This window comes from Vibrio mangrovi (genome assembly GCF_024346955.1).
GTDB lineage: Bacteria > Pseudomonadota > Gammaproteobacteria > Enterobacterales > Vibrionaceae > Vibrio > Vibrio mangrovi.
Genome location: NZ_AP024884.1, coordinates 628,728 through 646,091 on the forward strand (window position 1 = coordinate 628,728; position 17,364 = coordinate 646,091).

The window sequence follows — 17,364 nt, forward strand, 5'->3', positions numbered from 1 at the left end:
ATTATGGCTATTACCTTAGTTAAAGGAACTCCCGGTAGTGGTAAATCCTACGAAACTGTTGTCCATCATATTCTTCCTGTTCTGAAAGATGGCCGGAAGGTAGTGACGAATATCCCGTTGAATATTGAAAGTTTCTGTATGATTTTAGGGGAGTCGGTCAGAGAACTGATAGAAGTTCATCCTTTTGATTTCAGTGATAGCACTCCGGCACTTGCTCATCCGGATGATTATATCCAGTACCAGGACTGGCGAAATGACAAGGGGCAGGGTGTCTTGTTTGTTCTTGATGAATGTCATTATCTGTTTCCCCTTCAGGGGCGCGGTAAAGTGATGACTGATCTCGCAGATGCCCAGGTTCGTTTTTTTTCGGGTCATCGTCATTATGGTTTTGATTTCATTTTTCTGACTCAGAGTGACCGGAAGATCAACAAACTTATTCGGGAAGATATCGAGATTTGTATTGAAGTCAGGAAAGTTAGAGCTGTAGGAGAAAAATCTTATCGTCGCTCTGTCTACTACTATGGTGATTCCAAGAAAAATGGGCTGATTGATCAGGGACTGCGGAAATATGAAGATCAATATTTTGTACTGTATAAATCTCATACAAAGACAGAACAGGTGGTTCAGGAAGCTGGGATTAAAGATGTGAAAAAATGGCATCAAAGCTGGTTCATTCGGTTTGGTATCGCTTTGACTGCATTTGGTGTCTTTTATGTTGGTAAGACACTGACTGGAATGTTTTCATCACATGATGTTCCTACTGTGGCTACCAGTGAAAAAGCGAAGGCTTCTCCCAGATTAATATCCAGTCCTAAACCACAATTCACCGGCCTACCGTTTGGTGATTTTGATATTTATATTGAAGGACATTCCGAATACACCTACCGGGATAAAAAAGATGTCTTCCATATCAGGAAACAGGTTTACTTCTCTGCCCGTAACAAAGCTAACTTTGAGTTGAACCTTAGACTGGAAGACTTCTATCTTGCCGGATATCAGGTTTCAGTTTATGGCCCCTGTATGGTCAGGCTGACATACGGAGATTCAAGCAAGCTTGTTTACTGCCACGGTAAACAACCAAGACCGGAATCCTCTTCAGACCCGGTTCAGAATATAGCATCATTGTAGGCAAGATGAATTCAGAAAAGGGGCCCCACGTCCCGTGGGGTTATTGTTTCTGAATTCATTTGCCGTTCTATGGAAAAATGTCTGAAGAGAACTGAAGCTCGATTTTTACTGCTATATGCTTGCATGTAGAGTAAAAATGAGCAGACAAGCGTAGCGCGTCAGCCTGATGGACAATGATGTTGCAGTACTGCAACTATCAAGCAGTTTGTCGTTCAACTTAGTTCTGTACATTAAGCATTATTTTGCATATAAAAGTTGCCTAAAAATTTATAGAACTGAAATCACACTGATTTATTTCATTATCTAAAGAGGTTTTTTGTGAGTAACAGAGACAAGAAATTATTAAAACGTAAGAGGAAAGCTCAGAAAAACAATAAAGCTAAAAATAAAAATGGTGGGCTATTTTTTACACCTAAAGGAATTCAGATAATGGAAACTCTTTCGTCTGTTGAAGACATGGATTGTTTCGATATACCTGTTCCAGAAGTTGGCGCATACAAAGATGATTTGGATCACTACTTTCGAATTTTATCTGTATCCGAAAGAGATCCTGAGGGGAATTTTATCGTGAGTTACTGCGATATTGTAGATGGTGTTGATATGCCTTCAGAAAATTTAAGTGCTAATGACTGGATAGAGCTTTCAGTGCTTTGTAGCCCAAAGTTATTGTAAAAAATAAAAATTATTTACTTAATTCTTAGTCAGTAGGCAGGTCTCATTTATGTCATCGAAAGACGGTAAGATTGTTTGGTGGGTTAAAGCAACAAAGGTCGCAGCAGAACCTAAAATTATCCACTGGACACCTAAAACAATCCCGAATCCGGATAGCCCGGAACCCGCAGAGAAAGCCCAATCGCTCACGCTCAAAGAACGTCTTGAAAAACAGCGGCTGGAGAATATCAAGGCGAATGATAAAGCATTTGAAGAAGTGCAGCACAATCAGCAACTCAAACGCTTTGCTAAATCGCTATCAATCCCTTCAGGTACTTGTGACATCGGTACACAACGAGAGCCGTTGTCTTCGATTGGTCAGTATGCCGCTTATACGGCATCGCTTAACAATGGTATAGCAGAAGCGGGCAGTGTATCCCGTGTTGCAGGCCAGGCGCTGGCTGAAATTGAAGGAATGGCTGTCCGGCTGATTGGTCTGGCTCCAGCCGCTGCGACTGTGGTGTTAGGTGTATTAATCCCCAATCAACTGGCAGACGGCACTTTGTATAAGGAATCAGAAATCCGACACAAATCAAAGGTGAAAACAAATATTCGTTTAGGGGCGGATGATAACGGCCAGCTCTATGGCTACCATGTCAACGGTACAGACATCCCAAGGCGTAGTGTTCGTCAGCAAGGTGATAAATTCGTTGTGGATTTAGAGCCGGGGATCACGATTGAGTGGGTGCCGGCTAGCGGAGATTTTGGCGGTAAACCGATCCTTGTTAATCCGATCCCGGACATGGAAAAGCTGGATGTCTGGGTGCATCCACAGGTCGATCAGGGTAAAGAGTTTGAAAAAACTTACATTACCCCGATTGAGGATACCGACCTAAAAGATTACATTCTGACATTCCCGGCAGATACCGGACTACCTCCGTTATATGTGGTTTATAAAGAAAGCCCCCGGAATGAATCGGGTGTTGTGACCGGGAACGGTGAAGATGTAACTGGCTTATGGCTGGAAGCAGCCGGAAAAGAGTTAGGTTCTCCGGTGCCATCACAAATTGCGGATAATCTCAGAGGTCGAGAGTTCAGTAGTTTTGACAGCTTCCGGAAAGCGTTCTGGCTGGCTATAAGTGAAGATGAAAATCTAATGTCGCAGTTTAATCGAAATAACCAAAAGAAAATTAGAGCAGGAAAAGCGCCGTTTGCTCCACAGGATCAGAAGTATGGTGAAACAATGAGATTTGAGATTCACCACATAGAAGAAATACAACATGGCGGTGCCGTCTATGATGTTGATAATATGAGAGTCGTTACCCCTAAGAATCATAAGAGAATCCATTATGGAGATAAGCAATGATGCAGTTTAAGAACAATCTCTCTGAGTATACGGAACAAGAATTTACTCAGTTTGTTGAACTTATTTGTGATAATGAATTGTCTGAATCGGAAGAAGATAAACTGGTTAGTCACTTTTCAAAGATAGTTGATCACCCAGATGGTACAGATTTAATCTTTTGGCCTAAGGATGGTCAGGATGATTCTCCAAAAGGCATTGTTGCTGAGGTTAAACGATGGCGAACGTCACAGGGTTTGCCATGCTTTAAGGACTGATTCAGTCTTTTTAATAGCGGCTTATGGTTTCATTTTGATTGGTAAGCTTCTTTCATCTCTTTCATTACGAAGACAATTGCTGTGGCTTGTTTTTCATCGAATCCGGCATTGACTAGTCTGTTAATGTTGTGACGAATTTTTTCATATTCTATCTTTACTTCTTGATCTGACAGGGACTTTTCTTTTAATGCCTCTAACGGGGATAGTTTTCTTAATGTCCAGGATCCGTCGTCGTTGTCTATCCATTGGATGACATCACTTTCTTCCCATTGTAATTCTTTTTGGATTTCATCAGGAATGAGGAAGTAGGACTCTCCATCTTCGTTTTTTTCTATTGTAACTTTCATGATAGACCTTGGTTACTTGGATTGTTCTTTTGACTTAATGATTTTTATTGTCTGAAGAGCTTCGCTTCCACTTAAACCAAATTCGTTCATCAGGGTGAATGCCGCTTCTTTTTCACTTTCGGTATCGTTAACTATTTGTTCTACTTTTTTCACTATTCTGTTGGTTTTTACAGCGTTTTCGCCAAACAGATCTCTTATTTTACCTTCTTCTTGTAGTGTTTCTTCGGCCTCTTGAGATATCTGTTTCATTCTACTCTTCATTAAGAGGGCTTCGGATAGTTTTACTAATATCTCTTTTTCTTCGTCTCCCATTTGTCCGATGCTTGACATTAAGTATTGCTCGGCTTTGTCCTGACATTCGTAAGGTTCAGAAATTAGTTCATTGACCGTAACACATAGATAGGATGCCAGTTGCTTTAATGTAGATACTTTGGGTTCACTTCGCCCTGTTTCGTACTCAATGAGAGTTCTTTTCGATACCCTGATTGCTTTAGCGACATCTTCTTGTGTGAGTTCCATTTTTATTCGTGCTTGCTTGAGTTTTTCTGCAAATGACATCTCATTTGTCCCTATAAAGACATTTATTCTCACATTATATATGCAGTTTTTATCACCACACCCTTGAGGTGATGAAAAGATTACTTTATCATTGAGGAAAAATGCACTTGACAGGTTTTTGGAATGTACGATTTTTTGGAAATCACGGTACCATTCAAGAGTGAGTTTGTGACTCAATCTCTTGGCTGTGGCTATGTGAATTACGAAAAGTTGTCTTCTTTATCCGGCCTGAAAGTTGGGGCAGGTGATATTGAATTTGGAGTTACGGGAAATAAGGATCTCCGGGATCTTTATATCCCTTGGCAAAAAATTCCTTCAAGTTATACCGATATTGCCTGTAAAGTTTTTGATGCGAACCCTGCCTGTAATTGTGAATGGGGATATCTTCGTTTTAAAGCATCGCCCGCCAAAATTATGCAGGGTCATAACGTTTATGGCTCTGACAATCTGCGTAATTGCGTTGAACATCTGATGTTTGCTTTTCTTAAAGCAACCCCGGACCTATTTGACTCACTTGAATGGGGATTAGCTGAACTTTCACGTATCGATGCTACTTATTCGATTCAGTTTGAGAGTCGGGATGTTTTGGCACAGGCGGTGAACGGTCTTCGAAACGTTTCCAATCGCTATCTTCGTCCATCGAACCGCTACATTAACAAAACTTTGGGTGATGACTGTGATGCCAGTGTCTACTGGAGCGCTGCAACGGGCGAAAATCCGGATACAGGACGGACTAAGACACTGCTGTTTTATGTTAAGGATGCAGAAATTAAGCATCAGTTAAGTCAGTTGCAATCTCGCGCAAAGAAAGAACGAACTCATCATTACGACCATATTATTGCTGAACTCTCATCTCACGAACTACAAGATTTTGTTGCTAATCGGGGACGTTTTGAAGGGCGGGGGAAGAAGCGTTATATCCAGCGTGTCTGCGGCTCTTCTAATGTTTGGGCGGTTATTCGTTATGCTGAACAGTTTGAACAAATTAATGGCTACTCATTTTGTGAATACCTGTTTAAAGATCTTTTTGGGGATCTCTTTCTGGCTCTTGAGGGCAATGAGATAGAGGTATTTGACGATCACAAAGTAAAACATGCTTTATATGATATGTATCAGAGCATTACTCCAAAAGGCAACATTTCCTACGCAAAGGCAGATCGTATATTCAGATTTTATATGTCTCTCTGCGACCGTGGTTACCACAACATCAAACGGCATACATCAAAGGCAACTCTATCGCGCAATATGAAAGAACTCTGCGCTATTGGCCTGTCCAAAGCCGATCTTCAGAACCTGCATAACGGTGAGCGCATGAAGTTATCTAAAGTCATCCATTTTGATTTTGACAATCAAAGGCCGGCGAACTACGTCGAACCCAAATCACCATTTGCCGATGGTTCATCAAATTATCTTGCTGAAATATTTGGGGTCTCTTATCGCTTATCCCATGACATGGGACTTACGGATAATCCGTCCGACTTTCTTCATGACACACTCAGATTACCGGATGATTTCGATTTTGAACCACTCTTGGATCTTAATGAGATCCCTATCAGCCCACGTGAATCTATGACTCTCGTTATTTGGCCGGATGGCGAAATAGCACTGACACGACACAGGCAGAAGAAATTTAAGCCTAACATCATTACCGGCCTGATCAACCCAGAACCGTCTCGTTACTATCAGGCTTATCTACATTGAGGTGAATTACATGCAAGTCTTTTTCATTAGTGCAACACATCGCTTTGGTACATCGTTTAAAAAGAGCCCTCAGGGAGTTCAGTATGACATCTGCAATCTGGCCTATGGCGATCCTGTCGAACCGGTAAGTCAACCGAATATGACCTTTTACGGTCATGGTGCTCAGGTCAGAGAAATTGGTCTGGCGAAAACGGCTATGTCGAGTTTTGAGACAGTGAAAGTCGGACAGCTTATTGAACTCATTTTTACTCCGAATCCGGAAAATCCCCGGATGAATATTGTGTCCGGCTGGAAACCGGTGAAGCAGGAAGGTTAATCCGGTATGGCTTTATGTGTAGAGCAAGGAGAACAGGGATATTTGTACATCTCCGGCTCTGCCATCAACGAATGTTCATCGTTGGTTGTTTTGACCGTCGATGAATATAAAGCAAATACAGTTCAGCTAAATCCTTCAGAAATTTCTAGTCTGTTCTTCTTTGCTTTTGGTCTTGTCCTCGTCTCTTACAAAATATCCTGGGTCGTGGGCGTTATGAAAAATCTCATTGGTAAAATATAGGTGGATTTATGTTCATTCAAAAAATTAAAACTTTCTTGATGGCTTCTTTTGCTATGGCCATTACCGCGCCTGCATTTGCGGAGGATCCTGCAACTTCAAATCCCGTTCAGCAATTGATGGACTCCATTGATATTTCAGGAGTCAGTGCGATCGTTGTTTCCTTTGGCGTGCTTATTCTTGGTGTGAAGTTTGGTGAGAAAGGGATCGTCTTTGCAAAACGTATGATTGGTAAAATCTGATGTATGTTGCGGTTGCCTCCATTCAGTTTTATTGCGTCATTCTGTTTCTGGGGGGACTTTGTGGAATTGCCTGCGTTATAGGCTTCAGGGGGTAACATACCCCTTTTTTACTTGTTAAACAGAGGACTAATTACATGATATTGAAAAAGTTCTTCGTTTACTTTTTTATATTGAATATAGTCATTCTCCCTTTGAAAAAGGCCAATGCGGTTGTTCCTTTAGTTGTGGGTATTGGATATGCGGTTGATGTAGCTGCTCCTATTGCGATTCGCTATCTTGCATCTGATATTGCTATTAGTGCCGTTGCCAAAGCTGTACAGGTTTCCAACGCTTACTATTCAGCGACAGCCACAGCTTCTAACGCAAAGTTTCTGAAATATTTTAAGGGGAAGGCTGCATTAGGAGTTGCTGCATTTGTTGGGGTTCTTGATGCACTTGGTTTATACCTGTCAAATGATAGCTTTTATTCCAAAGATGAGAGTTCTCAGGATCCCGGGGCAGCCCAACAAGGGTATTTCTGGAGCTCTCCGGATGGCCAACGTTCATCTGGTAGTGAAGTTGCTGATATTCGTATTTCAGACCTTAAAGAATCTCATCCAGATAATAATTACATCTATAGAATAGAATCCAGTTCTGACAACTCTATTCGTTATTATTTCTATCGGGTTGATACTGATACTCAAGGGAATGTTTCTGAAATTTATACCAGTGCCCGAACAGTATCTCGTCATGAATGTTCTTCGTCAAATGGGGTTGGTGTATCCAGTTGTTCTTCTGATTTTGATCCTAATTTTGGTTTAAAAGTCGAAGATTCTGATGTGCAGACTTCAGTTCTTGATTATTTATCTTCTCTTGATGAGTCTAAACAGTTGGAATTTTTTGCTGATCCTGATGGTGTTCTAGATTCAGCTTTGGTTGAAGATCTGACGGTTGACGATGCTCCTCCAATGCTTGATGGTGAGAGTCCTATTCCCAATATTGGCGATCAGTCATGGTCTGATGCCCATATGATTACAACGGGTGTCGCTCAGTCTTCAGATTCCTCTGCTGCAAATTATGTCCCTCAGGATGATTGGGATAATGCCTATTATCTGGCAAATACTGTTGCTAATGGGAATGACTATATTACCGGATTGAATTCTGGTGCAGTTTCTATTCCTGATACAACAGGGACGACGCCTAATACCACAACTGGTGAGGGCAGTGTGAAAGTTGATCTTTCCAGTATTGAATCTCGTATTGATACAACGAATTCCCTGAATCAGTCCATTCTTGAGGAATTTCAGAAGATCAATTCAACAACAACTCAGACTAAAAAGTCATTTGATGAGAGCAACCGTTATTCGTTCTGGACTCCTATTTATCCTAATGGATTTGAAGGTGTGTTGAATGCTTTCATTGAAAAAATGAAACAGACTGATGCTTATCAGTTTCTGAGTGGATTTACTTTGAATCTTTCATCTGGAGTCTATCCGGTGACTGAATTTTGCTTTACTGAACTTGGTTTTGGCTGCTTCGAGTTGAAGCTGGATGCGAATGTCTGGCTGGCAATTAAGTCGATGGTGATCCTTTTTTCTCTGGTAATGGCAAGACGTATTGTGTTTGGAGGTTAATCCTATGCTTAACTGGTTTGTGAACCGTTGGAATGACCTGATAGATATTATTTTCAGTGTCTTCCTTGATGTCTGGAATTTTTTAGTCGATATCTTCTGTTTTCTCTTTGAAACCATTTTTAATGTGGTCATTTCTTTGGTCTCTGGCCTCGGTACAGCGTTGTCTTCTGTTTCCGTTCCCCAGTATTTGACTTTTCTTCCTGAGTCGATGCTGAACGTCATGTCTATTGTCGGAATTAACGAAGCATCTGTCATTATTGTGACCGCATTGATTATCCGGTTTACGTTACAGCTCATTCCTTTTATCCGGCTCGGCTCTTGAGGTGAATTATGGCTATTACCTTAGTTAAAGGAACTCCCGGTAGTGGTAAATCCTACGAAACTGTTGTCCATCATATTCTTCCTGTTCTGAAAGATGGCCGGAAGGTAGTGACGAATATCCCGTTGAATATTGAAAGTTTCTGTATGATTTTAGGGGAGTCGGTCAGAGAACTGATAGAAGTTCATCCTTTTGATTTCAGTGATAGCACTCCGGCACTTGCTCATCCGGATGATTATATCCAGTACCAGGACTGGCGAAATGACAAGGGGCAGGGTGTCTTGTTTGTTCTTGATGAATGTCATTATCTGTTTCCCCTTCAGGGGCGCGGTAAAGTGATGACTGATCTCGCAGATGCCCAGGTTCGTTTTTTTTCGGGTCATCGTCATTATGGTTTTGATTTCATTTTTCTGACTCAGAGTGACCGGAAGATCAACAAACTTATTCGGGAAGATATCGAGATTTGTATTGAAGTCAGGAAAGTTAGAGCTGTAGGAGAAAAATCTTATCGTCGCTCTGTCTACTACTATGGTGATTCCAAGAAAAATGGGCTGATTGATCAGGGACTGCGGAAATATGAAGATCAATATTTTGTACTGTATAAATCTCATACAAAGACAGAACAGGTGGTTCAGGAAGCTGGGATTAAAGATGTGAAAAAATGGCATCAAAGCTGGTTCATTCGGTTTGGTATCGCTTTGACTGCATTTGGTGTCTTTTATGTTGGTAAGACACTGACTGGAATGTTTTCATCACATGATGTTCCTACTGTGGCTACCAGTGAAAAAGCGAAGGCTTCTCCCAGATTAATATCCAGTCCTAAACCACAATTCACCGGCCTACCGTTTGGTGATTTTGATATTTATATTGAAGGACATTCCGAATACACCTACCGGGATAAAAAAGATGTCTTCCATATCAGGAAACAGGTTTACTTCTCTGCCCGTAACAAAGCTAACTTTGAGTTGAACCTTAGACTGGAAGACTTCTATCTTGCCGGATATCAGGTTTCAGTTTATGGCCCCTGTATGGTCAGGCTGACATACGGAGATTCAAGCAAGCTTGTTTACTGCCACGGTAAACAACCAAGACCGGAATCCTCTTCAGACCCGGTTCAGAATATAGCATCATTGTAGGCAAGATGAATTCAGAAAAGGGGCCCCACGTCCCGTGGGGTTATTGTTTCTGAATTCATTTGCCGTTCTATGGAAAAATGTCTGAAGAGAACTGAAGCTCGATTTTTACTGCTATATGCTTGCATGTAGAGTAAAAATGAGCAGACAAGCGTAGCGCGTCAGCCTGATGGACAATGATGTTGCAGTACTGCAACTATCAAGCAGTTTGTCGTTCAACTTAGTTCTGTACATTAAGCATTATTTTGCATATAAAAGTTGCCTAAAAATTTATAGAACTGAAATCACACTGATTTATTTCATTATCTAAAGAGGTTTTTTGTGAGTAACAGAGACAAGAAATTATTAAAACGTAAGAGGAAAGCTCAGAAAAACAATAAAGCTAAAAATAAAAATGGTGGGCTATTTTTTACACCTAAAGGAATTCAGATAATGGAAACTCTTTCGTCTGTTGAAGACATGGATTGTTTCGATATACCTGTTCCAGAAGTTGGCGCATACAAAGATGATTTGGATCACTACTTTCGAATTTTATCTGTATCCGAAAGAGATCCTGAGGGGAATTTTATCGTGAGTTACTGCGATATTGTAGATGGTGTTGATATGCCTTCAGAAAATTTAAGTGCTAATGACTGGATAGAGCTTTCAGTGCTTTGTAGCCCAAAGTTATTGTAAAAAATAAAAATTATTTACTTAATTCTTAGTCAGTAGGCAGGTCTCATTTATGTCATCGAAAGACGGTAAGATTGTTTGGTGGGTTAAAGCAACAAAGGTCGCAGCAGAACCTAAAATTATCCACTGGACACCTAAAACAATCCCGAATCCGGATAGCCCGGAACCCGCAGAGAAAGCCCAATCGCTCACGCTCAAAGAACGTCTTGAAAAACAGCGGCTGGAGAATATCAAGGCGAATGATAAAGCATTTGAAGAAGTGCAGCACAATCAGCAACTCAAACGCTTTGCTAAATCGCTATCAATCCCTTCAGGTACTTGTGACATCGGTACACAACGAGAGCCGTTGTCTTCGATTGGTCAGTATGCCGCTTATACGGCATCGCTTAACAATGGTATAGCAGAAGCGGGCAGTGTATCCCGTGTTGCAGGCCAGGCGCTGGCTGAAATTGAAGGAATGGCTGTCCGGCTGATTGGTCTGGCTCCAGCCGCTGCGACTGTGGTGTTAGGTGTATTAATCCCCAATCAACTGGCAGACGGCACTTTGTATAAGGAATCAGAAATCCGACACAAATCAAAGGTGAAAACAAATATTCGTTTAGGGGCGGATGATAACGGCCAGCTCTATGGCTACCATGTCAACGGTACAGACATCCCAAGGCGTAGTGTTCGTCAGCAAGGTGATAAATTCGTTGTGGATTTAGAGCCGGGGATCACGATTGAGTGGGTGCCGGCTAGCGGAGATTTTGGCGGTAAACCGATCCTTGTTAATCCGATCCCGGACATGGAAAAGCTGGATGTCTGGGTGCATCCACAGGTCGATCAGGGTAAAGAGTTTGAAAAAACTTACATTACCCCGATTGAGGATACCGACCTAAAAGATTACATTCTGACATTCCCGGCAGATACCGGACTACCTCCGTTATATGTGGTTTATAAAGAAAGCCCCCGGAATGAATCGGGTGTTGTGACCGGGAACGGTGAAGATGTAACTGGCTTATGGCTGGAAGCAGCCGGAAAAGAGTTAGGTTCTCCGGTGCCATCACAAATTGCGGATAATCTCAGAGGTCGAGAGTTCAGTAGTTTTGACAGCTTCCGGAAAGCGTTCTGGCTGGCTATAAGTGAAGATGAAAATCTAATGTCGCAGTTTAATCGAAATAACCAAAAGAAAATTAGAGCAGGAAAAGCGCCGTTTGCTCCACAGGATCAGAAGTATGGTGAAACAATGAGATTTGAGATTCACCACATAGAAGAAATACAACATGGCGGTGCCGTCTATGATGTTGATAATATGAGAGTCGTTACCCCTAAGAATCATAAGAGAATCCATTATGGAGATAAGCAATGATGCAGTTTAAGAACAATCTCTCTGAGTATACGGAACAAGAATTTACTCAGTTTGTTGAACTTATTTGTGATAATGAATTGTCTGAATCGGAAGAAGATAAACTGGTTAGTCACTTTTCAAAGATAGTTGATCACCCAGATGGTACAGATTTAATCTTTTGGCCTAAGGATGGTCAGGATGATTCTCCAAAAGGCATTGTTGCTGAGGTTAAACGATGGCGAACGTCACAGGGTTTGCCATGCTTTAAGGACTGATTCAGTCTTTTTTTTAAATTCCTCATAGTGCGCATTATGTACGTTATGTTAAATAATATTTATTATACATATTATAATATTCAATCCATTGCCCTTCGTTTCTGTCTTTTGACAAAGCGGGTTTGTTTCCTCTTCTACTTTTAGAATACAGAGCGTGGTAATTAACCACGCTCCTACGATTGTCTGACGGTTTACTCTCCGTAATAGCTTTTACGGTATAAGTTTGTTACATCCTCGACTGTCGGTTGACCTGGATTTGTCAGTGTACATGGGTCGCCATGAGCTCGTTTACTCATCCTTGCCAGAACTTCAGTAAACTTCTCTTCATTAAAATCAACTTCATCGCAATCTTTAAAACATGTCGGAATATTCAGCGCTCTGTTGAGTTCTCTGACGGTTTCAGCCAAATCATTGATGCCGAGCACATTTTCAACTAATTGATATTTATTAGTATATTGTTTATTGAAATCAATAATATAAGGAAGAAGAATTGCATTTGCCAGACCATGTGTGACACCAAACTCCCCACCAATCTTATGGGCCAGTGAATGTACCAGTCCCAGAGATGCATTGGTAAATGCCATTCCAGCTAATGCAGAGGCATTGTGCATGTTATAGCGCGCTTCTTTATGAGTTGGTTCTTTGTAAGCTGTCTCAATATTGTCTATGACAAGTCTGATTGCTTCTATCGAGTAAGGATCTGTGAATGATGTTGCGGCTGTAGACGCTAAAGCTTCCGCAGCATGAGTCAAAACGTCCATTCCGGTATTTGCTGTAATATGAGCAGGCATGGTTTCAGGAAGTTTCGGATCCAGAATCGCAATATCAGGCACCATATCGGCAGCAACAATCGGATATTTTATGTGATTCTCGGTATCGGTAATTACTGAGAATGCGGTGATTTCAGATGCAGTACCGCTTGTTGATGGAATAGCAATAAACTTTGCTTTTTGCCGTAGCGCAGGCATAGAGCCGACTTCAATAATGTCCTCAAATTTCAAATGAGGATGTTCATAGAAACACCACATCACTTTAGCAGCATCAAGTGCAGAACCTCCGCCAATAGCCACAATCCAGTCAGGTTCAAAATTGATCATTGCTTCAGCACCACGCCATACGGTTTTCACCGATGGATTCGGCTCAACGCCATCAATAATAATGCTACTAATACCAGCCTGAGACAAATAATCCTGGCACTGATCTAAAAAGCCAAATTTTTTCATTGAGCTTCCGCCAGTGACAATGACAGCTTTTTTGCCCTGTAGCTTTGCCAATTCAGCTAAAGCCCCTTCTCCATAGACAATGTCCCGGGGCACTGAAAATCTCATGATGCTCATAGTTATCTCCTATATGTTTTCATATGAAAATGTGACTAGGCATACAATATGCTCACAGACGCACTGAAATACTGACATGAGTCATTAATAAGCAAGAAAGTTTATATAGATGAGGTAACTATATATTTTTTATACAGACAGGTGGAAAAATGGGTCACAGAGTGTTCGACCAGAGAAGGTAATAAAACGTAGTGGTGTTTCTGAGAAAGAAAGAGAAGCCTAAATGTGACGCTGTCACCAAAAGGCTTCTTTACATAGCTTTTAACCACCGGCGAGTTTGACAGTATGGCCTTTCTTTTCCAGAAAGACTTTAATTTTATCCCGGTCATCTCCTTGTATCTCAATATGACCATCTTTGACTGAGCCACCACAACCACAGTGTTTTTTTAACTCGGCGGCTAAGAGTTTTAATGCTGTATCTTCAAGATCAAGGCCAGTAATAATACAGACACCTTTGCCTTTTCGTCCTTTGGTCTGTCTTTGAATCCGAACGATTCCATCTCCTTTTGGTCTTGGAGCTTGTGGTTCTTCTGGTTTAATTCGGCCAACTTCTGTGGAATATACTAATGTCATGTTCAATTACTTCTTTGCTGCTGCTTTAGCCTGGCGGAGTTCCAGGATTGTTTTTTCGATGTGTTTTTCAATGGCGAGTTTAGAGCCTTTAATCAGCCGTCCGTTAAATATACAGTACCAGCCGTTTGGCTCACCGGTATCATTCTTTAAGGTAAAGCCGGCAAACTGTTCTTGCATACCTGTGGCTTGTTCTCTTTTTGCCTCTACGGCAGAGAATTCTTTCGGATCAATAATTGAGGCGGTGTCACACCACCAGTCAATACTCTTCTTTACGGCAGCTTTATTGCCGGAAAGAATATGATTCTTTATTTTTACTTGCCAGACCTCTGTGGATTGACCGGCAGATTTAAGGGTGAACCCTCGGTATGTTGCAACAGCCATAGTCTACTCAGCCCTTTTATGTCTTTTTAATATAATATTAATTGTAATCGGCATGTGATCAAGTATATTTAGAACTAATTATCTAGTTATAGTGCATTAGTATGTTGAAAAAACAAATCTTAATCACAAAAAAGACAATAATCGAAGATTATGCAAAACAACTTTGCTCTTTTATTCATAAAGATAACTTAAATGAGCTGACACAATATCAGTACTCAAACAGCTCATTGCTTGCAATGGTCAAGGACTGGAATATCTTTGTCGAATTCTGTCAGAATCAACAAGTCATGCCCTTCCCTGCTTCTCCGAATACAATACGTCTTTTTCTTGAAAAAGAGTCCCAGACAAGAAAATTTTCGACTTTACGGCGTTACACTGTCACTATTACTGTACTCCATAAACTTATAGGATATCCTGATCCGATTGCTCATCATGAGGTTCGCCTACTCTTGATGTCATTGAGGTTAGAAAAGAAAGGTGATAATGCTCAGGCAGATGCATTCAGTTTAGAACACCTTGAACAATTAGATGAATTACTCTCAAATTCGGAAGATATAAAAGATATCCGGGATTTGGCAATCTACTATTTGATGTTTGAGTGTATTCTCAAACGAGCTGAGCTCAGAGAATTGAATATCGGGCAGCTTTCTCTGGAATCGGAATCAGTCGTCTTGGTTCATCTGCGGGACAATCACTATCAACTCTCGCCTCAGGCCTCGCAAGCAATTCAACGCTGGTGTAATCTTATCGATACACTGACCTCTTCCTACGTTTTCCGAGCTATCGATCGTCACCAGAATATTGGTGCTGAAAAGTTAAATGATTCCTCAATCTATCGGATTTTAAGAAATGCAGGAGAACGTCTTGGGATTGCTCACCTGAAATTTTCAGGCCAGTCCACTCGTATTGGAGCCACCCAAGAGCTATATAAGCAGGGAATGAAAATTAAAGAAATTCAGTCATTCGGACGCTGGCAAAGTCCAGTGATGCCTTCTCAGTATGTCGGAAAGCATCACCAGGCTGAAATTGCAATCCAGCAGTTTAAATCGTTTAAACCCTGGAAATAGCTTCCAGCGAACGTTCTACACAATCCGCTAGAAAATCAGCAACCTTATGGCCATTATTTTCTAGCATCTTGGGGAACATCGATATCGGAGTCATACCCGGAAATGTATTGACTTCATTCAGATAAACCAGCCCTTCAGGAGTCAGAAAGAAATCAATTCTGGCAAGATGACGCAGTTTCATGTGACGGAACACTTTTTCGCTATACTCACGAATCGCCGAAAGTTGTTCGGATGTCAGCCCCTCAGCCTCAATTTTGGTGTATGAATGGCTCCCTGCACTGTATTTTTCTTCATAGGTATAAAATGCATCGGCAGGAGCAATCACCTCGCCCGGAGCAGAAACATAAAGTTCACCACCAATTTCATAAGCGGCAACTTCCAGCTCTCTCGGTCTGATTGCTTTTTCAACTAAAACCTGTTCAGAAAACTGAAATGCAGACTCAATTGACTGACGCAACTGGGACAAATCAGTGACCTTGTAACATCCGACAGAAGATCCCTGACGGGCCGCTTTGATAAACAACGCACCCCAGCGGTGGAATGCTTCCTCACTTCGTTCAATCGCCTGCTCAGTCAATTCAGACAGAAACAGATACGGTGTATTAGGAATCCCCAGAGCATCGTACCAAAGTTTAGATGTAATCTTATTAAAGCTATTTGTGCTCGCTTCAGGGCCACATCCCAGATATGGAATTCCGGCCAGCTCCAGCATTGACTGAATATCTCCGGTTTCTCCGGGATAACCGTGAATACATGGCACAACAAAGTCGATTTTCTGGCAACTGATGTCAGTATTTAATGTTGCCGCATTGGTATCTAAATATGCCAGATGCCCGTTTTCGGTAAACCATCCATCGCACTTCATTTCAATTCGTTCAACATGAAAGCGAGGATTCATTTTCAGTTGGTCCTGAACATAATCAGCCGAAACTAATGACACTTCATGTTCTGATGAACCACCACCACAGAGCAACAAAATATTGATACGGTCCATTATTCTTCCACAGTCCCTTTCAGTTTAAACACATCTATATCTTCGCCGCAAAATAACTACGCCTCAGAAACTGTATCTTAAAATCACTTGGGTTATATCATAGATAATTACAGATAAAGTTGTAGACCTAATCTTTCTAAAAGTATCCAACCGTTCACTATCTACACAAAAAAAGGGCCATTGGCCCTTTTTCACACTTAATTCAGCTTATTCAAAGTCGGATATTCCGAGTTTTTGATCGCATCAATACTTTTTACAAAAGGTTTGAGCTGACGAAAATCTGCCGGCAACATCTGAATTGCCTGATGAGCTTCAGCACGTGTGGCAAAATCACCATAGAGAACCGTGTACCACTTTGTACCATTGACCACTTTATAGTTTTCCCAGACTGGCTGACCATTTTTGGGTAACTTGGAAGCAAAACCATCAACTTTATTCTGACTTCCAACTGCGACAACCTGAATGGTGTAACCAAAACGAGGATTCATCGCGACTTGTTTTGCTGTCGGCGGAGTAATTGCAACAGATTTCTGGCTCGGCTGGGAAGCAGTCTGAGGTTTTGCCGGATGATCCATAGTCCGGATCACATTCATTTCTGTCACACCTTCAGCCGTTGTTCCCTGTTGAGAAACAACCGGTTGCTGCATCTTGGCTGTGGGATATTCTTCCTGGTAACTTTCAGTTGTCACATCCGTTACATAAGTACCAGAAGAGCATGCCGCCAACAGTAACGTAGACAATCCGAGAATGACTTTTTTTTCCATAATTTTCGTGCCTTTCATAAAGAGTGTATCAATCATGCCCATAGCCGACTCTAGAATCAAGTTTAGGTAATAAATTCAAATGAATAACATGTGATGTCAAACACAAAGT

22 protein-coding genes are annotated in these 17,364 nt (G+C 41.3%); 15 read left to right on the forward strand and 7 right to left on the reverse strand.

The window, feature by feature from the left end:
* Positions 1-3: 3 nt before the first annotated feature.
* The 4 genes from OCU74_RS19010 to OCU74_RS19025 all read left to right on the forward strand — a co-directional run bounded on the left by OCU74_RS19010 (position 4) and on the right by OCU74_RS19025 (position 3,399).
* Positions 4-1,128 (forward strand): zonular occludens toxin domain-containing protein, encoded by a 1,125-nt coding sequence (locus tag OCU74_RS19010; protein WP_087480800.1) that lies wholly within the window; start codon positions 4-6, stop codon positions 1,126-1,128.
* A gap of 318 nt (positions 1,129-1,446) precedes the next feature.
* Positions 1,447-1,800 carry a hypothetical protein gene (locus OCU74_RS19015; RefSeq protein WP_087480799.1) on the forward strand — a complete coding sequence of 118 codons (354 nt, stop codon included), beginning with the start codon at positions 1,447-1,449 and terminating at the stop codon, positions 1,798-1,800.
* 49 nt (positions 1,801-1,849) lie between these two features.
* Positions 1,850-3,145 (forward strand): S-type pyocin domain-containing protein, encoded by a 1,296-nt coding sequence (locus OCU74_RS19020; protein WP_087480798.1) that lies wholly within the window; start codon positions 1,850-1,852, stop codon positions 3,143-3,145.
* A complete protein-coding gene (locus OCU74_RS19025) occupies positions 3,142-3,399 on the forward strand; it encodes a bacteriocin immunity protein (RefSeq protein WP_200807712.1) in 258 nt (85 codons plus the stop codon). The genes OCU74_RS19020 and OCU74_RS19025 overlap by 4 nt, the downstream gene beginning before the upstream one ends.
* A 29-nt stretch (positions 3,400-3,428) precedes the next feature.
* On the opposite strand, the gene OCU74_RS19030 is transcribed toward OCU74_RS19025, so the two are convergent.
* Positions 3,429-3,746, reverse strand: coding sequence for a hypothetical protein (locus tag OCU74_RS19030; protein ID WP_234993571.1), 318 nt, complete (start codon positions 3,744-3,746; stop codon positions 3,429-3,431).
* Positions 3,747-3,758: 12 nt separating this feature from the next.
* On the reverse strand, positions 3,759-4,304 hold the full coding sequence (locus OCU74_RS19035; protein WP_087480807.1) for a helix-turn-helix transcriptional regulator: 546 nt from the start codon (positions 4,302-4,304) through the stop codon (positions 3,759-3,761).
* 123 nt (positions 4,305-4,427) lie between these two features.
* Between OCU74_RS19035 and OCU74_RS19040 the strand changes: the two genes are divergently transcribed.
* The 10 genes from OCU74_RS19040 (at position 4,428) to OCU74_RS19085 (ending at position 12,139) form a co-directional block, all read left to right on the forward strand.
* On the forward strand, positions 4,428-6,005 hold the full coding sequence (locus OCU74_RS19040) for a phage/plasmid replication protein, II/X family (protein ID WP_087480806.1): 1,578 nt from the start codon (positions 4,428-4,430) through the stop codon (positions 6,003-6,005).
* Positions 6,006-6,015: 10 nt separating this feature from the next.
* Positions 6,016-6,321, forward strand: a complete 306-nt coding sequence (locus OCU74_RS19045) for a hypothetical protein (RefSeq protein ID WP_087480805.1) — start codon at positions 6,016-6,018, stop codon at positions 6,319-6,321.
* Positions 6,322-6,327: 6 nt separating this feature from the next.
* On the forward strand, positions 6,328-6,561 hold the full coding sequence (locus tag OCU74_RS19050; RefSeq protein ID WP_087480804.1) for a hypothetical protein: 234 nt from the start codon (positions 6,328-6,330) through the stop codon (positions 6,559-6,561).
* Positions 6,562-6,569: 8 nt separating this feature from the next.
* The gene (locus tag OCU74_RS19055; protein WP_087480803.1) at positions 6,570-6,800 is read left to right on the forward strand and encodes a hypothetical protein; all 231 of its coding nucleotides are present in this window, start codon (positions 6,570-6,572) and stop codon (positions 6,798-6,800) included.
* 134 nt (positions 6,801-6,934) lie between these two features.
* Positions 6,935-8,413, forward strand: coding sequence for a hypothetical protein (locus OCU74_RS19060; protein WP_087480802.1), 1,479 nt, complete (start codon positions 6,935-6,937; stop codon positions 8,411-8,413).
* 4 nt (positions 8,414-8,417) lie between these two features.
* Entirely contained in the window at positions 8,418-8,735 is a 318-nt protein-coding gene (locus OCU74_RS19065; protein ID WP_087480801.1) for a DUF2523 family protein, read from the forward strand.
* Positions 8,736-8,743: 8 nt separating this feature from the next.
* Positions 8,744-9,868 (forward strand): zonular occludens toxin domain-containing protein, encoded by a 1,125-nt coding sequence (locus OCU74_RS19070; RefSeq protein WP_087480800.1) that lies wholly within the window; start codon positions 8,744-8,746, stop codon positions 9,866-9,868.
* 318 nt (positions 9,869-10,186) lie between these two features.
* Complete coding sequence (locus tag OCU74_RS19075; protein WP_087480799.1) at positions 10,187-10,540, forward strand: hypothetical protein; 354 nt, start codon at positions 10,187-10,189, stop codon at positions 10,538-10,540.
* A gap of 49 nt (positions 10,541-10,589) precedes the next feature.
* On the forward strand, positions 10,590-11,885 hold the full coding sequence (locus OCU74_RS19080; RefSeq protein ID WP_087480798.1) for an S-type pyocin domain-containing protein: 1,296 nt from the start codon (positions 10,590-10,592) through the stop codon (positions 11,883-11,885).
* Positions 11,882-12,139 carry a bacteriocin immunity protein gene (locus tag OCU74_RS19085; RefSeq protein WP_200807712.1) on the forward strand — a complete coding sequence of 86 codons (258 nt, stop codon included), beginning with the start codon at positions 11,882-11,884 and terminating at the stop codon, positions 12,137-12,139. Before OCU74_RS19080 ends, OCU74_RS19085 begins: the two co-directional genes overlap by 4 nt.
* A gap of 191 nt (positions 12,140-12,330) precedes the next feature.
* On the opposite strand, the gene OCU74_RS19090 is transcribed toward OCU74_RS19085, so the two are convergent.
* The 3 genes from OCU74_RS19090 to OCU74_RS19100 all read right to left on the reverse strand — a co-directional run bounded on the left by OCU74_RS19090 (position 12,331) and on the right by OCU74_RS19100 (position 14,430).
* Positions 12,331-13,476 (reverse strand): iron-containing alcohol dehydrogenase, encoded by a 1,146-nt coding sequence (locus OCU74_RS19090; RefSeq protein WP_087480797.1) that lies wholly within the window; start codon positions 13,474-13,476, stop codon positions 12,331-12,333.
* Between the two features lie 261 nt (positions 13,477-13,737).
* Positions 13,738-14,049 (reverse strand): stress response translation initiation inhibitor YciH, encoded by a 312-nt coding sequence (gene yciH, locus OCU74_RS19095; RefSeq protein ID WP_087480796.1) that lies wholly within the window; start codon positions 14,047-14,049, stop codon positions 13,738-13,740.
* A 6-nt stretch (positions 14,050-14,055) separates the two neighbouring features.
* A complete protein-coding gene (locus tag OCU74_RS19100; protein WP_087480795.1) occupies positions 14,056-14,430 on the reverse strand; it encodes a DUF3319 domain-containing protein in 375 nt (124 codons plus the stop codon).
* A gap of 101 nt (positions 14,431-14,531) precedes the next feature.
* Here OCU74_RS19100 and OCU74_RS19105 point away from each other — a divergent pair, with 101 nt between their 5' ends.
* On the forward strand, positions 14,532-15,497 hold the full coding sequence (locus OCU74_RS19105; protein ID WP_087480794.1) for a tyrosine-type recombinase/integrase: 966 nt from the start codon (positions 14,532-14,534) through the stop codon (positions 15,495-15,497).
* Here OCU74_RS19105 and OCU74_RS19110 read toward each other — a convergent pair.
* Together OCU74_RS19110 and OCU74_RS19115 are read right to left on the reverse strand one after the other, a co-directional pair.
* Positions 15,481-16,491, reverse strand: coding sequence for a D-alanine--D-alanine ligase (locus OCU74_RS19110; RefSeq protein WP_087480793.1), 1,011 nt, complete (start codon positions 16,489-16,491; stop codon positions 15,481-15,483). The genes OCU74_RS19105 and OCU74_RS19110 overlap by 17 nt on opposite strands.
* Positions 16,492-16,688: 197 nt before the next feature.
* Complete coding sequence (locus OCU74_RS19115) at positions 16,689-17,255, reverse strand: SPOR domain-containing protein (RefSeq protein ID WP_087481171.1); 567 nt, start codon at positions 17,253-17,255, stop codon at positions 16,689-16,691.
* Positions 17,256-17,364: the final 109 nt, after the last annotated feature.

Coding starts and splice junctions, on each gene's coding strand:
- OCU74_RS19010 (WP_087480800.1), top strand. CDS start 4: ATGGCTATTACCTTAGTTAAAGGAACTCCCGGTAGTGGTAAATCCTAC.
- OCU74_RS19020 (WP_087480798.1), top strand. CDS start 1,850: ATGTCATCGAAAGACGGTAAGATTGTTTGGTGGGTTAAAGCAACAAAG.
- OCU74_RS19025 (WP_200807712.1), top strand. CDS start 3,142: ATGATGCAGTTTAAGAACAATCTCTCTGAGTATACGGAACAAGAATTT.
- OCU74_RS19030 (WP_234993571.1), bottom strand. CDS start 3,746: ATGAAAGTTACAATAGAAAAAAACGAAGATGGAGAGTCCTACTTCCTC.
- OCU74_RS19035 (WP_087480807.1), bottom strand. CDS start 4,304: ATGTCATTTGCAGAAAAACTCAAGCAAGCACGAATAAAAATGGAACTC.
- OCU74_RS19040 (WP_087480806.1), top strand. CDS start 4,428: ATGTACGATTTTTTGGAAATCACGGTACCATTCAAGAGTGAGTTTGTG.
- OCU74_RS19045 (WP_087480805.1), top strand. CDS start 6,016: ATGCAAGTCTTTTTCATTAGTGCAACACATCGCTTTGGTACATCGTTT.
- OCU74_RS19050 (WP_087480804.1), top strand. CDS start 6,328: ATGGCTTTATGTGTAGAGCAAGGAGAACAGGGATATTTGTACATCTCC.
- OCU74_RS19055 (WP_087480803.1), top strand. CDS start 6,570: ATGTTCATTCAAAAAATTAAAACTTTCTTGATGGCTTCTTTTGCTATG.
- OCU74_RS19060 (WP_087480802.1), top strand. CDS start 6,935: ATGATATTGAAAAAGTTCTTCGTTTACTTTTTTATATTGAATATAGTC.
- OCU74_RS19065 (WP_087480801.1), top strand. CDS start 8,418: ATGCTTAACTGGTTTGTGAACCGTTGGAATGACCTGATAGATATTATT.
- OCU74_RS19070 (WP_087480800.1), top strand. CDS start 8,744: ATGGCTATTACCTTAGTTAAAGGAACTCCCGGTAGTGGTAAATCCTAC.
- OCU74_RS19080 (WP_087480798.1), top strand. CDS start 10,590: ATGTCATCGAAAGACGGTAAGATTGTTTGGTGGGTTAAAGCAACAAAG.
- OCU74_RS19085 (WP_200807712.1), top strand. CDS start 11,882: ATGATGCAGTTTAAGAACAATCTCTCTGAGTATACGGAACAAGAATTT.
- OCU74_RS19090 (WP_087480797.1), bottom strand. CDS start 13,476: ATGAGCATCATGAGATTTTCAGTGCCCCGGGACATTGTCTATGGAGAA.
- yciH (WP_087480796.1), bottom strand. CDS start 14,049: ATGACATTAGTATATTCCACAGAAGTTGGCCGAATTAAACCAGAAGAA.
- OCU74_RS19100 (WP_087480795.1), bottom strand. CDS start 14,430: ATGGCTGTTGCAACATACCGAGGGTTCACCCTTAAATCTGCCGGTCAA.
- OCU74_RS19105 (WP_087480794.1), top strand. CDS start 14,532: ATGTTGAAAAAACAAATCTTAATCACAAAAAAGACAATAATCGAAGAT.
- OCU74_RS19110 (WP_087480793.1), bottom strand. CDS start 16,491: ATGGACCGTATCAATATTTTGTTGCTCTGTGGTGGTGGTTCATCAGAA.
- OCU74_RS19115 (WP_087481171.1), bottom strand. CDS start 17,255: ATGGAAAAAAAAGTCATTCTCGGATTGTCTACGTTACTGTTGGCGGCA.